Origin of the sequence: Camelimonas fluminis (assembly GCF_014656355.1) — a bacterium.
Classification (GTDB): domain Bacteria; phylum Pseudomonadota; class Alphaproteobacteria; order Rhizobiales; family Beijerinckiaceae; genus Camelimonas; species Camelimonas fluminis.
The window spans coordinates 1-14,756 of sequence record NZ_BNCG01000049.1 but is presented as its reverse complement, the minus strand read 5'-3'; the positions used below and the strand labels follow the sequence as shown (position 1 = coordinate 14,756).

Here is a 14,756-nt window from a genome sequence, read left to right as displayed (position 1 = left end):
TACAGTTGGAGGACTGGCGTCCCATCCGGGCACCGAAGGTTCGGAAAGAACCTCGTAGGTCACCCCGGCCGGAATTGTAATTTCAACATAGTGTTGGTTTGGTGGGATTTGCCCACTGCCGTAGACCAGCTTTTCGAGGAGCGCTGTCGAAAAATTCGCGGCAGCGTATATCACCGGGCTTCCGGGAGTGTTCCATCGTCCTGGAGCAATTGTGGAGCCCGTGGCATCGAAAATCGGGAAGGCGCCGTTGGGGTCACCGATGCGGTAGGCCTTGAGGGTCCGGTCCAGCTTTTGAGGGCTCAAGCCGCGACGCCGTATTTGAGCCGGGAGAGGATATCGAGCACCAGCTCTGTCCCAATTTCATTGCGCAAGGCGACTTCAACTGGCTTATTTCCCTGCAGCATTGCATGGGGCCGGAAAAGGAAATCGCGGGCGGATGCGTCGGTCTTCCACACGTCACGGGCGAGGCTCCACACGCGGGCAAGCCGGGTGAGTTTGAGGCCTTCCTCAGCAGAAAGCCGGTGCGCAGTTCTTCGGCGGCCATAGCTGGCCTTTGGAACCACCCGGTACTTGAACAGTGCGTCATCAGGCGCAACAAGACCGGCTACTCGGTCGAGCGCGGCAACGGGAAGGCCACGATCGATTGTTTCCATTAACGAAAACGGGGAAGTCGCCGTTGGCTGGCCCTTGAGGCCAAGAACGCTGCTGATGTCTGTGGCTGCGAACTGGGGATTCATCTCTTTCACCTCAACTGAGCCATTATATAGACCCAAGTGGCCCGAACGGCAATGAGAGGCCTGAGGGAACGCCCAAACTCCCTGCGCGGCTTGTGAGACGCGGGGACCTGGTCGGGGGCCTTCCTCTCTAGGATATGCCAAGGTCACGGTAGCGGCGTGGAGACACGCCTGTAGCCGCTTCGAGCATGAAGGCGACAATGAGCCGTCTCACTGCGAGCTGTCGTTTGGCTGAGCGAATGGGGCCGTGTGCCGACGTTAACGATTTGTAGCGCTCGGTGTTTGTTGTGGACACCCGTTCATCCTCGAGGGCATCGATCTCTTTGCTGAGGGCGGAGAGAGCGGCAAACTGCTCACGCAGACCAGGGATGGATACATCCGGTACCGAGATTGGGTAAATGACGTTCACGGGTCGCAATTCCTCGCACGCGAACAGTTCGTCACACGTGAGGTTGGTGGCTATGATATCGCCCGTCTGAAAGTGGTTCGCCTGAAGCAGGACGTTGTGTTCGTCATATCCGGCAATCGAGATTTCGACGTGGGTCTTCAATGGGTTCTCCTTGGCAGCGAGGCGGCGGCGCTCGGGGAACGGGGAAACCACCGTTTCATGGGGTAACACCGACCCGGGCATTTCTTAGCATGATGAGGCCCATCCGCCAGTTCATCAGATGAGGGATGCCATGCATGATAAGGGTGAAGCGGACTTTCGTTCCGCCGGCGAGTAGCGCTGAGCGAACATGGTCCGTGGACCAGCGGCCGATGATTTGTTTGCCAAGTTTATCGCGATAAACGATCCAGGTCTTTCGGCCATAGCGGGATTTCGTCACCGCATCCTGATAGGTAGCAGGTCTGTGTTGCATGGGATCCTTTCGATTTCGGACCGTTCGGAATTTGGCGTGCAATTTACGCATCTATCATGGTTCATGCGCGACAGGAGAAGGCTGGTGACGCGGATGTTGGCCCAGGAAGCCATTTGGGGCCCCGTCTAGCCGCTCCGTAGTCTCGGGGGGCACTTCGGAACGTGTCGCGCCGGATCGAGGGCTTGAGGCGCGCGGTAGCGGGCGCATCACCTCGCAATCAGTCAACGCTCAGAACGGAAATCCGTGCGGAAGGTGGTATGCAGGCTTCTCGGTGAGTGGCGCAAAAGGGCCAAAGTGGGCCGAGCAATCGGGTCCCGGCGTTACGGCTCCCGGGGCGGAGGGCCGGCCCCGACGGCGGAGAGGGACTTTCTGATAGACGTAGGGGCCGAATGCGTGCTGTTGCGGCTTCCAGAACTCTTCGTCTTCGTAGCGCGCGTCATCTTCGGCCATCTGGTTGCAGTCGCGGGCGGTCGCGCCATACGCTTCGGAAACATAGTCGAAACGGGAGTTAAACTCGATATCGAGCTCTTCGCCTGCCGGTGAGAAAATCATGTGTGTCTCCTGGCGAGGTTGATGCTGCGACGGGAAGGACTTGATGGGGTGAGGCGCGACGGAGCGCAGCCGTGCGGTGGCTGCGTCGTGCGTCGTCGTTGGGGTTTTTCAGTCCCATGCCGCGGCAGTCCGCTTGTGCGGATGTGCTTCCGGGAGAGTGGGCCGACAGCCTGTCTGTTGGGGGCCTCTGGGGCCCACTTCGGGATGGTAGGCGCGCATTGTGGGCGCGATGGAGGGTGGTTCAGGAGGCGTCGGCCGGCCTGCTTTTGCCGGATGTTGCCGAGCGATAGAGGCCGGTTGCTTTGGCGATGCAGGCGCGAGCGTCGTCCTCGCTCATCCAGCCGGCGTCGAATGGACCGGTTCCATATGGTTCTTCATGCACCCAGTCGGGAGACGCAATGACATCCCCGCCGACGGCAAAGGTCCAGTGGCTACCGCGGGCACGGAAGTAGAACTCCCTGCCGTCGAGGGTCCCCTCGCCCTGAACCGGGCAATTTCCCCCCAGCCAGTGGATGTCGAGTCCGGTTCCCGATTTTGTCATGGTCCATCCTCAGGTGGTGAACGTGGAAACCGGCGACCTTCTGTTGTGCGGCCGGTTAAGTTTGGCGATCGTTACCGGATGCAGCGGATGGCCCGCCAGCGGCGGGCCAGTCCGGAATTACCGGCCGAGGGTAGACCGGGCGTAAATTTCGAGGTCGAAATTGGCGAGAGTGCGCAGGACAATCGGTTCTACGACACGCCAGTCGAGCCCTCCGTTGCCGCAACCAGGTGGGGGAAGTGCGATGGAGTCGATGCCGATGTGCTGTGCCTGGATGGCAAGCTGCTGAAGCGCCGGCTCGATCCACTCGAGGCGGGAGGGATCGCGCCAGTGATCCTTGGTCGCCAGCGAGGCCCAGAAGCTGGTGCGGTCGGGGTCGCGACGAAGTTCGTAGATGCGAGCAGTTCCAGGGCGGATGAGGCCATCGCGGCAATCACGCTGGTACATGGGCATGATGTGGGGGAAGGCTTGCTTGAAGGCGAGGGCGACGCCCTTGCCCATGACGCCCACACAGTTCGTTGTGTTGACCAGAAGCGACGCGGAGGAATTGGTGATATTCCCGGTTACGTAGGTGACGCGGGCCATGGCGGGGTCCTTCCCGGGGTTGATTGGGTCAAAATTCCAATAAATCGAATTTTTCAGGACAATATCGATTGGGAATGGTTATCCGATAGGCCCGCCTTTGCCCAGATATGCTGGGAAGAGGCGGAGCTAAAAATTTCTGCGTATTTTTCCGAGAATGAAAAAGCTCGCCGTCAGGCGAGCTTGGGGATATGGGAAACAGCCGCATGGGGTGACTGACTGTGGTCTGCCTGTGGGGATATCAGGAGCCCCAGTTCGCGACGACAAACGCCAGCGAGGTTGCGAAGACCGCAAAAATAACGGTGCTGATGGCCTTGTCTGCAAAACTCAGGGCAGCGGTCCCTTGCGGGAGTTGTCCGTTTGAGATGCGAGATCGCACGGATGAAACCTGGTGTAACAGAACACCGGTCCAGCCAATGGCTGCGATTGCGGCTGGCAAAATTAAATTTGCGAAAATTTGCTCAGTCGTCACGGGGGTCTCCGTTTTCGAATAAAGCTTTGTCGAATTGGGAGGCGGAGTTGTCAAGGTTACAGGTCGGGGGCTCGGGGGCAGGCGCCGACGTGCGTGCGTCGACGAACGGTCAGGGGGATCGGCCGGCTGTCAGTTCCTTGACGCAATGGTCGATGCGGGCCGGATCTTCGGGGAACATCGCTTTGCAGCGCTGGCCAAAGGTTGAGCCGGATGCGACTACTGCGGCGATCAGGAGAATCCCGATGAGACCTCCCCCGAGAGCGCCTGTGATTATCGCAACACTGGGGTTTGCAGCAGGGTGGTTGGCTTGTGACATCGACCGTTTCTCCTGAAGGCCGGGGGGTGCCGGGGACTCGGCGGTGAACCGGCCGGCAGCGCCGTGCTGCTTTCGTTTCGCTACAATGCCTGCTGCGCGCAAGTCATTTGCTGGCGGCAGATGGCGCTGGGGGCGCTTCGCCGCATTCGCTCTTCATTCTGGCGATCGTTGAGCGAAGGTCAGCCATCGCGGCGCCGATGCCGTCATCGTTGTCCGGATACGAATGCATGAATTTTGCCAGGTCCGCTATTCCGGCCATGGTGGCGAGATCGTTGAGTGAGAGCCCCTTGTTGAAAAACAGATAAGTTGCCCAGGCGCTGCGGGTTCGGATTTTTCTTGCAGCGGCTGGAAGATCGGCGTTTCTGTATTCCGCGAATGCGGCTTCAGCCATGTCCATGTTGAGGTAACGCGGAATGTTGGCTTTTAGCTTTGGATTGCGCTCCGCTCGGCGCATGAGGGCGGCTGCCACGACGTCGCCGTCATTGTTTTCGAAGCAATTATCGAAGCTGCGCGTGCTGTTTCGGAGGTTTGAGATGACTGCCGCGGCGTAGTTGACCCGGCCCCGGAAATTCTCCGGATCGTTCAAACTGGATGACATTCGGCTGGCTCTTCGGAGTGGTTGGGAAAATGCACCTGCGTTCGCAAGATTGGTATTGCGTTCAGGCGCAGTCCGGGGGTGGCGGTTGTGAGGGTGTTGTCGATGACGACGTGCTGGCGCCGCGTCTCACGGGGTGAACTTTCGCTTCAGGCGGCGACAGTTTTCTGCGTTTTGTTGTAGAGCCCATCGAGATCGATGCCGGTCGCATGGAGGGCCTTGAAGGTAAAGAACTTTTTGCCTTGCCTGTTTGAGTAGGCCTTCCAGTAGCCGCGGAGGGACAGTTCGTCGCCGTTGTTGAAGGAAGCGGATACGGCATACGCAACGTCACGGCCATAGGCGGACGGAACGTCGTATTCCGCGCGGATGCGGCGGCCATGCGCATCAAGTCCATGGAGAGTGACCGTGTAGCTGGAGTCCATGGTCCAACGGCCGCTGACTTCCTGGATCCTGATATAGGCGTGCCTGGTTGCCCGCTCGGCGCGGAAGCGCGAATCCTTGGCCCTCAGGCCGGCGTCGTATGACGCCGCGGCGGCTTCGCGGTCCGCCTGTGTTTCCCGCGAGGTCAGAAGCTTTGAAAAATCGATCGGCATCGGGGCCTCGCTTGTTGGGGTTTTCGTGCAATTTTTGCCGGCAAGGTCAAATTGCGTCAGGGTCTTTGAAGGTGGATGGGAAGGGTCGCCAGCGAGTGCGGGAGATCTGCGGCCGACGGAAATCGAGGCGGTTGCGGCGCTCCTCGATGGGGAGTGCGGGACCATGAGTACCGAGGATATGAGCAAGGCCGTCGCCAACCTGCTGGGGTTCAGGCGGCGTGGAGGCGAACCGTCGCAGGTCATCCTGAAGGGCGATCAGGAGTTTGAGCGGGAGAGCATGTGATCACATCTCTCTCCGGATTTGCCACCGGGAAAAAAGGGGGCTGCCTCAAAGAGGCAGCCCCTGTCGGTTCATCCATCGCGTTTTGGCTGTCAGGAGGAGTGGCGTTGCCGGACCTCAAGGCCGATTTTCGTATCCGCTGGCCACCAGCAGCCAGTTCGTTGACGCAGTCGAAGTCCGTGCTCAGGAAGCATCCCATTACTGGGTCCCAGCGGAACTTGTTGGGAGTTACGCGGCCCTTCTCAATCGCATGGAAGTACGACCCATCTCGCGGCGCTGTTTCTGCGCGTAGGAGCTGGCTACGCCAGGGTATCGAAATGGCTGTGCGATCAGGCATGGCGTGCCCCTTCCCAAGGAGCGCAAAGGCAGGCGGTGGTCTAGGCGCCGAACGCCGTGGCGGCAGTGAGGATTGCACAGCAGAGGATTCCGGCAAATGCTGCCAGCGCAGCGAGTTCGGCGGCGCCCTTCAAAGAAGAGACGCAAGCCTTCCGGAATGGGATGTTGCGGTTGAATTCCGGTGTCCGCGCGCCGCGCAGGAGCGGGCTGAAGGGATGGTAGGTCGCGGGCGTCGTGCTGATATGGGGAGTGAATATCGAGCGGGACATGAGGCGGCTCCATGGCGTCGATTTCTGGGGTTTATAAACCCGTGGGTTCGCCTCATGGTCCTTTGACCTATCCTGTTTTCCGATCGCTGGCGCGGCTGGCGTGACGCGGTGGGAATAAAAAAAAACCGCCTTTCGGCGGTGGGGTGGCGTGCTGGGATATGGGCCACCAGGACCTAAGGAGGCTCAGGATGCACGGGCTCGATCATTTCCTGGGTGTTGCGGTCTCCTAGCGGCACACGGAGGTGGGTGGTGTCCCGGTGTGCGCCGTTGGGTGTCTGCTTCTGCCGCATGAGGCGTCTGTAGTTCTTCTTGCAGAGGCGACGGGTGGCCTCATCATATCCGACCGCGTCGTAGAACGCCGCAGGCGTTGAGTGGTCGACGACATGGTTGTCTCCAGGGACGGCGACCAGGTGATGTCTGTGAACCGCGTCGAGCCTGCAGAACGCAACAATCGATTGGAGTTCGTTGTTGGTGGCGACCCGGATGCGGTGCGTGACGCCGGCCGGGCCCGCCACATGAACCGGGTTTGGGAAGCCTGTTGTCATGGGGGGCTCCGGGAAACTCGGGCTATGTGGGGTTGCCCGTGCGGCGAGGAAGCGTGTCGGTGTAGCCGAACGGCTATATCGTGAGGTATCGGGAGGCACTCTGTAATTCTTGCACTGGAGATGGGGCAGGAAGAGCGGCCAAAAGGTGGTGCTTTGGTCAGGCAGGCTTGGTGCGTCGCCACTTCGCAACCTGGGATGTGCTGAAGCGGCGGGCCATATTCCCGTTCCAGCGGGCGATCACGTGGCTATCCGCTACGGCAACGATATAGACGGGATGGCATACTTGCCTTGTGATTGTCGTGTTTCCAGATTTTTGTCTGGTCACCGACCAAACTGTGTCGCCGATTTTCAGAGCGGAAATCGCTACCATCTATCATTCTCCGGATCTGCCAGAACGGTGGGCTGGGCTCACTCTAACATCAGGGTGGCGGATCCGTTGGGGGGTGTGTCTGGTAGAACCGCTTGCGGTCGGAAAATGGCTCCTGATGGAAGTAGATGAGGTTCGTTGCCTCGCGTCCGCCCCCGGGAACTGGATCGAAACCGGTATCTTTTTTGTATGTACGACGTCCTTTTTCCCAGTGATCTCTGTCAACTGAAAATACAATCTGGCCGCCAACTCCACTTGGGTTGTAACGGTGCCGGGCTCTCACGGTTCGGCCCTCGAGCTCGTACGTTGCGTGGTCGTGGTGACGGAGCATTGTGATGCCGGTTGGGTCGTTTGTGGCCATGGCATACGTTCGATCACTTATCGTGATCCCCTCCCGGGCCGCAATGTGGTCGGGAGAGAGCCGGACTATCCATTCCCGTTCGTGTATTCCGAGCGCCTCGTCCTTGCCGTCCAGGGCTTTGTCAGTAACCCAGGCGCACACGACCGAGAAAGCTTCAGGAGCGATCGCGACAACGAACCCCTCACCATTTGCAAAACGGTTCGCAACCCCTGGTGTGGACGAGAATGAGAGTATTGGGGCGTGTAGAACGGTTCTGAGCGGCTCGCTGCTCAATCTGGCGGCCTGTCTGTCAATCTGGCGCGACCGAGCGAGTTCATATGGCTCGTCGCGCTCTCGCTCAAAGGTGTCGCTGATAGCGTCTGACCGGATACCGCGGAACAGGACCCGTGGCACTTTGATGAGCCGCGCTACGGCGCGGGCCCGGTTCCTGAGTTCCCAAGCTCGCATCATCCGTGCAATCTCATTAAGCGCGGTGGCGCCGTCTGCGTCAACTGTGACCGCTTGGGCGTCCTGGGATACGAGAACGGGCTTTCCGTTGGCGCCGCGAAGCGCCAGGAGGGTCTGGGCAGGGAGAATGCCTGTTTTGACCGCCGCGAAAATCACACGGCTTTGGGCGACCACGCTTGCGAAGATAGGCCCTGAGGGAGTGTTCTCGCCGAAGCCATCCAGAATATGGATGAGCGAGCGTGAGGGAGAGACGCGCCACTGCCTTATGGCGCCGGTAACGACTGTTTCGAAAAGTGATTGGTCGAGACCGAGTGAGGTGCAAAGCTCAAGGTCACTCAGTTGGGCTAGCTCGTTCACCTCCGGGATTCGTCTCTCGAAGTCGTGCCAGCGATTGTCGAATTGCACGTGGCCGTCCGCTTCGGAAAGGCCGGAGTCACGGAAAATCCTCCGCTTGATGCTGCTAGTGACCATGCTGGATCCCGTTGATGGGCAGCCTCTGGGGCGATGCACAGGAGCTGTTTGCGTCCTCCGGGCCAAGCGGCGCGGGGACTCATATTTGGGGTTATGCCCCCGGATCGGGGCAAACCGGAATGATCCCCCGCCGAATTGCGCTGGCATACGCAAGACCCAGTTTGTTACCTGGGTTCTTTTTCCTCGGAAGTAGTACTTCGCCGTCCTCGCCGCATAGCATGTGGCTTTCGATCATTGAGGCGCAGTTCTCTCGTTCCTCGTTCCGCACGGCGGCAAAAGCATCTTCAAGCTGGCTTGCCATGGCCGCCGCCTGTTCTGGGGTGGCCCCCACAGTTCTGGCGATATTCAGAGCCCTTTGGCGGTCTATCATGGTGTCCGTGTCGCGCAGGTCATGAAATTCTGGCTGCCGTTGGCCGCGGGCCGATGGGTACGCGAGTTGGCAGCGCATGTGCACCTCTGCTTCAGCTTTCAGGACTGTGTCGGAGGTGGATTGGGAGAGTGCATTCCCATTGTACGTAAGGCAATAGCCGTCCGCAGATTCAGTGATTTCGTACGCGTGGCCTGAACGTTGGGCGAGCTGAAAATCCGTCCCCTCGGTCCATTGGAGGTCGCCCGTTGGTGTTTCACCGGTGTTGGGGGTCAGTGCTGGATTCATGTAGATGCGTAGTTGGTTGTTGGGCTGCGTCTCCGCGTACGTGAGGAGCGTTGCCGCGATGCGGGCGACATCAGACTGATCGTTGACCTGAATTGTCGCTCTGTGGCGGCCCAGGCGATCGATGATTGCGAAAAGCGGCTCCGCTACGTGGATCAGGAGTTGCCCAGCGAGATCGGTCGATGCCGGGAGCGAAGGTGGCGACGCGTTGGATATCGACATGGTTCCGGCGGCAACGGAGGGGGCGCCGTCGGCGTTGGAAGTGGGATGCATATCGTTCAGAAAGGGGGTCAGTTTGTTGCTGAGCGTGATCTGACCTTCGGCATTCGACGCACGTATGCTCGCTGCGATGCGTCGCTGCACCAACTCGGAGGTGACGGTGTCAGTCGACTGGCTCTCTGCAATACGAGCACAGCGTTCGCGCTCGCTGTCCCGAACCGCGCCGATCAGAGCCTCAAGTATATCGCCAACGTCATGATGGCTGTGGGCAGGCTGACCTAACGCCGCATCGCGGGTCAGCTGGGCCGCCAGAGTGGCGGCCAGATTGTTGTCGGATGCGACGTTCATGGCTTCTCCTTTATCCATCGGGTTGCCGCTTGCCCGCGGCTGCGATGGTGACTGCGGCGGAGTCCACGGCCAGGTTTGGCCAGTTGGGCCGGGGCGCTGGATCGGGGTCAGCCACAGATGAGGCTTCTGGCACCCGGGCTGGCGGCCCAACGGGGGCTTGGATGCCGGGCTGGGCGCCGTGCAAGGTGTAGCCTGAGATGAGGGCAATTATGTCGTCAGCCTTACGGATGACTGATGTCCTGGACGGCATCGTTGGATCGTCATTAAACGCGCCGTGCTCGTGAGACTGTTGGTTGGGGAGCAGAAAGCGACGTGGCTCAATAATTCTGGCCACGGCGATTCGAAGCAAGCTGTTTTCGGCGCCGGTTTCGGGAGCGGGCTCGATGGAAAAGGGGTTTTTAATCCCGCAATCGTCAAAAAGCCACGCAGTGAGTTCGATCATGGCGTCTTTGGTTTGGTCGTCGTCCATGGCCGGATCGCCGACATTGTGCCAGTTGATCCGGCGACAGATGCCTGCGAGGCGCGCATAGCTGGCTGCTTTCCTTGGAACCTCGCGATCGCAGAGTGTGTCCGGTGGGAGCGGTGGTTGATCGGTGGTTGTGTCCTCCGCCTCCTGGAATATTTTTGTAACCTCACGTGCCAGGGCGTATGCGCGGGCATCGTAGCGCTCTCCGTTCCACCCGTTCACTCGCATAAAGAACGAACGGAGCGTTTCTTGGAGGAGCCTGGTTTCGGACACAGTCCTCATGATGTGTTCTCCGGAAGGGATGCAGCGTACTGGCCATTGCGGGACGCTGTGAAAGTCTGGCCGCCAAATTTCAATTTGTGCCGATCCTGCCACTCGTTTGCGGCCTGTCGCAGCGCTTGGACCAGCTCTTTCTGCTGCGCAGGCGTGCATTCAAACCAAGGGCCGTCATCATCGTCCGCCAAAACGTGGGTTTCGCCGTACTCCTGGTCGATCCGTTCGATCAGGTCAGAGGGGGCGATATAGTCGGCAATCCGGAGGTCGTGCTGCCGCGCCTCGATGACGTAGACGCGACCGTCGGCATCGACATACCCATTGGTGCGTGCTGCGGAGATCGCTTGTTCGCGGGTTTCAAACGGTCCGCACTGGAAATTTTCGTCGTTGTCGCCAGACCACCATCTCCAGTTTTCAATGTTGCTGCTCATGTCGATCTTCTCCTGGGAAATGCGTCCGGGGCGGTGTCGCAATCGGACGGATGTCAGCGATTTTGGGCCGTTGAGGCACTATCGGGGCTTTGGTGGCCTGAGGCTGGGGGCCTCACTGGGTCACATTTTCCCGGATAGATCGTTAAGCGGGTCGTAAGTGCCGATTGCGTCACTCCCAGCGTCCAGATGCGAGAGGTCGTTTTAATAAAATGCTGGACGCGTAGGCGCGTCATTGCCGGAAAATCGCCGGTAACTGACCTAAGCGCAATATATCTGCTGGACAGGCGGGGGGAAACCCATGTGCGGTGGCACTGTTTCTGGTCAATGGCGGTCCGCTAGGCTGAGCGGTTGAAGCGGTCGATGTTTTCGCGAACGACATCGAAGCTGTAGGCGGCGATCCATGGAGTGGCGTTCCATGAACCAGGGCCGTTCATGCTGTCCCAGAGTGTCTTGTAACTGTCGCGCGCGGTGAAGCAGCACTGCGTTGATGGCATGAGGTAGTCGCGCCAGCCGTCACTGTCACGTTCGACACCTTCGGCAACGGCATCCTCCTCGCTGATATCGCTCAGCAGCTGAGCGCGAACGTCTGTAACCAGAAGGGTTAGCCGTGACGCTGATCGCGGCATGCGGCGCGGTGAGCGCCATGACGCCATTTTTGCGGCGCCGTTTCCTATGTCCGGCTGATCGCCGTCGGCCTGATACCATATGAAGGGCTGGACGCGGCGCTCATACAGCCCGGTTACGCTATTGTAGGTCTCAGTTTGGCGACCGTGGGTGGTGGTCAGGTCACACCATACTTCGCGTACCCAAAATTGGTCTCCTACCTGAATGGGCGCCAGGATGCTGACGCCGCAGGTTCGGTGATACAGCCCGACCATTTCGGGGGCGGGGTGTTTTGTGCCATTCCTGTCGACGGTGAAGCATCCCCGGCCGCCGTAGATGCCTGGTTCCCATCCGCCCATGTCGGATCGCTCGTAAATTGCACCGCCGGAGGCAGCTTTGGTCGGCAGATCAAGTTTCTGCCGTAGCTGCGTTTTCCTCCCATCGAGCAACGCGTTGATCATGGGCATGGGGAGCTGGATTGGTCTGTCCGCCATCTGCAGCCTCAAAGTTGGGATTTGAAGACGGGCGCTCGGCGGGCGATGAGTTCAAGTGCACCGAGCGCTTTGAGATGGTGGTGCTCAATCGTTATCTGGCAAGCGCACCAGCACCCACGCCTGAACCCAGACCCCATCGTCGCCATGACTGCATTTGGCGTTTTCATCAATTTCGAGCGTGTCACAGGCATACTGTTCACGAGCGAGCGCGACGGCCTCAGGGTCGGTTGAGGTATCACCGTCCGCTGGGTCTTGTGTAGCCAGAGTGGATTCAGGGATGGCCGCGGTGGCAGTTGCGGAACCATTCTCGATAATGGTCATTCATTCCCTCCGTGGTTATCGCTGTTGTCCGGGAGCTCGGGTCGCGCTGGCCGTTTGAGCCAGTATGCGCCGGACTTCATCCGCTGCTTCCTGGCGCGTTGGGTCGCGGCCGAGTTTCTCTGCCAGCTTCCCCCATATCGTGTGGGGGCCAGCATTATGGAAATTGATTTCAACACGAAAGCTCATGATGTTTCCCTTGAAAATCTGGATTTGGAAACGGCCATGGCGTCCTTTGTGTTCGCCAGTGGTGGCGCGAGAGAATATCGTCGGTGCGAACGGGAAGGGCCCCGTTCTCAGAGATGCACCAAAGTGAACCCGGCGCGTTGAGCGCCTGCTGGCGAGAGCAGTTTTTTTCGGAGAGCGGCATGCCCACTGGTGGGGAGCCGACGTGTGCCGTTTTGCGGAACGCCGCTCGGCTTCTTCAGGGATAGCTGCTGGCCACGAGACTATCCCTCGGGATCGTACACTTCCACCGTTCGCGTAACTGCCTTCAGAATGTCGGTGTCCCATGCAGGATCGGGGTCCAGGGGACCACGACTCTCCGCGATGCGCTTTGCCTCATCCTCGCTCTCAGCGTCGATGAAATGGACCAACTGGATTGTTTCGAGGACCCGGAAATGTTTTGCCACGTGTGTCACCTCTTTTGACGCCGGCGGCGTGTGTGGGGCGGCGGTTTCGGTGGATATGGTCGCTGGAGATCCGGCTGGAGATCCGCTCGGCGGCGGATGGAAAGGTCTAGCCTTTCAGGTATCCATGCTGCATGCCGAATCGGAATAGGGCCTCGTGCAAAATTGCAGCGGCGTCAACGCCGAGCGTCACCTTGACGTAGTTCAGATCGCCGAAGTGCGTCGCGTGGCACCCGTCGCACGCTCCCGACTCCGTTGGGATCGAGGCGCAGTTGCCGTCAGCCCTCGCGTAAATGTCGAAATTGCCAGAGGAATGGCAGATAAAATGGGGATAGTTCTGCCGGTTGTAGTGAGGGTGCGCATCGCGGTCGGACATGGGATACCTGTGGGTGGCTGTATTGGGGGCAAAACGGTACCGGCGAGCCAGTGGGGTGCGCCGTTAGGTCGCTACAGTAAGCCGAAGATCCTCAGTTGGAGGTAGCTGGCGAAAATGAGCAAGGCGAGCCCGATCGCCATTGAGCCGGCAAGCGAAAGGTTGTCGTCATCGGCATGAAAGTGGGAGCGTGAACGCTCAAAGGGGAGCTTGATCATTTTCATTCTCCGGGGAGCCGATTGATAAATCCCGATTAAATTTACAGGGATTTAGAACTTGGTTGAAGACGCAGCACTTCCGGTTTGGAGGTTGGCGTCCCCGCCGTTGGGGCGTAGAACACGTGGCAGCACTGGTGTACGTGCAATAAAGAAAACCCGCGCGAGGCGGGTTTAAGAAAAGCTGAGGAGGCGGGGTCAGAAATGAAGGAGGCGTAAGGAGGTGGGCAAAAGGGCCGGGGGGCTGAAACCCACCTCCTTACATCGCGCCGGGGGCTGACCAGCGACGATCCTTTTGTGGCCGTATCGGCCGAATTCCGTGGCCTGGAGCGGGGTTCCCGGGTAGGAGGCACTCCAGTTTTAGTGGCAAGGCTCATTCATGGAATGAGTTCACTTGCAACTCGCCACTTACCTCAGAGTTTCCGCTGCGCCAGTACATCCGTGGTCGGAGCGGGCGCGCCTGAGGTGATTTGTGGAGAATACCGGTGGTTGCGGTTTCGGTCAACCGGGCATTGTAAAAATCAGCTTATTTTTATCAAATATTTTATTGGATGCGGTCCCTGTTGGGGTCGCTATCAGTTGGCGAGACCTGAGGTGGCCTGACACCCCCGGCGAGATGCGAAAGCGGAATGCGAAGGATGCGGCAAGTGATTGAATAAATTGGGGCCGAGGGCCGAAGCCCCCGGTTCTGTTGCCAGGCTTCCCCGAGCCCCGGTCAGTCACGCCACGAGGGCGCGACCCATGTCAACGTTGTCGTTGGCATTTTTTGGGTTTGGACTAATTGTCGGCCGTTCCTTGCCGGCGCCTCTCGCATCCATTCATGCCCAGTCGATCCTGTTTCGCCCCCATCAAATCCTGCGTTCATGGCAATGGGCCGGAGCCCGCCCCATATGCTGCATCAGGTCATTGTCGATTACCCGACTATCTGATGCCAACGCTGGATTTGGTGGAGGCGGCGGGTACCGCCCCCGCGTCCTGATGCATTACCTGGTTTGGTCTTCGGCACGTCAGCAACACGCCAAGGCGGTTGCTGAATTCCATTATTCTAACGGGGTTTGGTGACCCGTCAAATTAAATTCGTTTTCTGGCGCGTCAGGCCGTGAGACCTTCGGGGTCGCCAGCGTGCCCGCTTTAGTGCAGGTAACGACCAGGGTGGCCGGCGCCGATTGCGGTGTCGATGGAGCTCGTTTCGGAGCGGTCGTAGACATCGAGCGGCGACGGTGGAAGCTGCAGGATCGTGTCGAGCATATGTTCCTCGGCCGCAAGCTGCTCCGGGTCCATTGCGTCATGACCCTCGCACTGTGCGTATTCGCCAGGGAGCCCGTCATCGCAGTCATGGAGAACGGCGTGAACAGCGGTAACCGCTGTCCTGCTCCCACCTTCTGCGTTGATTGCTGATGTAGGAAGATCGACTGCA

At 59.3% G+C, this 14,756-nt stretch carries 22 protein-coding genes and 1 other RNA gene; all 23 read right to left on the bottom strand.

Annotated elements, in window-relative coordinates:
* The coding region (locus IE243_RS20585) for an RES family NAD+ phosphorylase (protein WP_191321202.1) at positions 1 to 303 on the bottom strand (303 nt) is incomplete at its 3' end.
* On the bottom strand, positions 300 to 737 hold the full coding sequence (locus tag IE243_RS20580; protein ID WP_191321201.1) for an Xre family toxin-antitoxin system antitoxin: 438 nt from the start codon (positions 735 to 737) through the stop codon (positions 300 to 302). The genes IE243_RS20580 and IE243_RS20585, both read right to left, overlap by 4 nt.
* A 127-nt stretch (positions 738 to 864) precedes the next feature.
* Complete coding sequence (locus IE243_RS20575; RefSeq protein ID WP_191321200.1) at positions 865 to 1,284, bottom strand: hypothetical protein; 420 nt, start codon at positions 1,282 to 1,284, stop codon at positions 865 to 867.
* A 55-nt stretch (positions 1,285 to 1,339) separates the two neighbouring features.
* Positions 1,340 to 1,594 carry a hypothetical protein gene (locus tag IE243_RS20570; protein ID WP_191321199.1) on the bottom strand — a complete coding sequence of 85 codons (255 nt, stop codon included), beginning with the start codon at positions 1,592 to 1,594 and terminating at the stop codon, positions 1,340 to 1,342.
* 228 nt (positions 1,595 to 1,822) lie between these two features.
* Positions 1,823 to 2,146: a hypothetical protein gene (locus tag IE243_RS20565; protein WP_191321198.1), complete on the bottom strand. Its 324-nt coding sequence runs from the start codon at positions 2,144 to 2,146 to the stop codon at positions 1,823 to 1,825.
* A gap of 241 nt (positions 2,147 to 2,387) precedes the next feature.
* Complete coding sequence (locus IE243_RS20560) at positions 2,388 to 2,687, bottom strand: hypothetical protein (RefSeq protein ID WP_191321197.1); 300 nt, start codon at positions 2,685 to 2,687, stop codon at positions 2,388 to 2,390.
* Positions 2,688 to 2,804: 117 nt separating this feature from the next.
* The gene (locus IE243_RS20555; protein ID WP_191321196.1) at positions 2,805 to 3,269 is read right to left on the bottom strand and encodes a macro domain-containing protein; all 465 of its coding nucleotides are present in this window, start codon (positions 3,267 to 3,269) and stop codon (positions 2,805 to 2,807) included.
* A gap of 238 nt (positions 3,270 to 3,507) precedes the next feature.
* A complete protein-coding gene (locus IE243_RS20550) occupies positions 3,508 to 3,738 on the bottom strand; it encodes a hypothetical protein (protein ID WP_191321195.1) in 231 nt (76 codons plus the stop codon).
* 419 nt (positions 3,739 to 4,157) lie between these two features.
* The gene (locus IE243_RS20545; protein ID WP_191321194.1) at positions 4,158 to 4,652 is read right to left on the bottom strand and encodes a hypothetical protein; all 495 of its coding nucleotides are present in this window, start codon (positions 4,650 to 4,652) and stop codon (positions 4,158 to 4,160) included.
* A 146-nt stretch (positions 4,653 to 4,798) separates the two neighbouring features.
* The gene (locus IE243_RS20540) at positions 4,799 to 5,242 is read right to left on the bottom strand and encodes a hypothetical protein (protein ID WP_191321193.1); all 444 of its coding nucleotides are present in this window, start codon (positions 5,240 to 5,242) and stop codon (positions 4,799 to 4,801) included.
* A gap of 657 nt (positions 5,243 to 5,899) precedes the next feature.
* The gene (locus IE243_RS20535; protein WP_191321192.1) at positions 5,900 to 6,127 is read right to left on the bottom strand and encodes a hypothetical protein; all 228 of its coding nucleotides are present in this window, start codon (positions 6,125 to 6,127) and stop codon (positions 5,900 to 5,902) included.
* Positions 6,128 to 6,300: 173 nt separating this feature from the next.
* On the bottom strand, positions 6,301 to 6,672 hold the full coding sequence (locus IE243_RS20530; RefSeq protein WP_191321191.1) for a hypothetical protein: 372 nt from the start codon (positions 6,670 to 6,672) through the stop codon (positions 6,301 to 6,303).
* 157 nt (positions 6,673 to 6,829) lie between these two features.
* Positions 6,830 to 7,042 (bottom strand): hypothetical protein, encoded by a 213-nt coding sequence (locus IE243_RS20525; protein WP_191321190.1) that lies wholly within the window; start codon positions 7,040 to 7,042, stop codon positions 6,830 to 6,832.
* 49 nt (positions 7,043 to 7,091) lie between these two features.
* Entirely contained in the window at positions 7,092 to 8,318 is a 1,227-nt protein-coding gene (locus IE243_RS20520) for a hypothetical protein (protein WP_191321189.1), read from the bottom strand.
* Between the two features lie 91 nt (positions 8,319 to 8,409).
* On the bottom strand, positions 8,410 to 9,537 hold the full coding sequence (locus IE243_RS20515) for a hypothetical protein (RefSeq protein WP_191321188.1): 1,128 nt from the start codon (positions 9,535 to 9,537) through the stop codon (positions 8,410 to 8,412).
* Positions 9,538 to 9,547: 10 nt separating this feature from the next.
* Positions 9,548 to 10,285: a hypothetical protein gene (locus IE243_RS20510; RefSeq protein ID WP_191321187.1), complete on the bottom strand. Its 738-nt coding sequence runs from the start codon at positions 10,283 to 10,285 to the stop codon at positions 9,548 to 9,550.
* Complete coding sequence (locus tag IE243_RS20505; RefSeq protein WP_191321186.1) at positions 10,282 to 10,707, bottom strand: hypothetical protein; 426 nt, start codon at positions 10,705 to 10,707, stop codon at positions 10,282 to 10,284. The genes IE243_RS20510 and IE243_RS20505 overlap by 4 nt, the downstream gene beginning before the upstream one ends.
* 335 nt (positions 10,708 to 11,042) lie before the next feature.
* Positions 11,043 to 11,804 (bottom strand): ASCH domain-containing protein, encoded by a 762-nt coding sequence (locus tag IE243_RS20500; RefSeq protein WP_191321185.1) that lies wholly within the window; start codon positions 11,802 to 11,804, stop codon positions 11,043 to 11,045.
* A gap of 84 nt (positions 11,805 to 11,888) precedes the next feature.
* A complete protein-coding gene (locus tag IE243_RS20495; protein WP_191321184.1) occupies positions 11,889 to 12,125 on the bottom strand; it encodes a hypothetical protein in 237 nt (78 codons plus the stop codon).
* A gap of 735 nt (positions 12,126 to 12,860) precedes the next feature.
* Positions 12,861 to 13,127: a hypothetical protein gene (locus IE243_RS20490; RefSeq protein ID WP_191321183.1), complete on the bottom strand. Its 267-nt coding sequence runs from the start codon at positions 13,125 to 13,127 to the stop codon at positions 12,861 to 12,863.
* Between the two features lie 71 nt (positions 13,128 to 13,198).
* Positions 13,199 to 13,342, bottom strand: a complete 144-nt coding sequence (locus IE243_RS20485; RefSeq protein WP_191321182.1) for a hypothetical protein — start codon at positions 13,340 to 13,342, stop codon at positions 13,199 to 13,201.
* Between the two features lie 674 nt (positions 13,343 to 14,016).
* Positions 14,017 to 14,414: a transfer-messenger RNA gene (ssrA, locus tag IE243_RS20480) on the bottom strand.
* 56 nt (positions 14,415 to 14,470) lie between these two features.
* Positions 14,471 to 14,756, bottom strand: a 286-nt coding sequence (locus tag IE243_RS23230; protein WP_210319927.1) for a hypothetical protein, incomplete at its 5' end; no start/stop codon positions are given.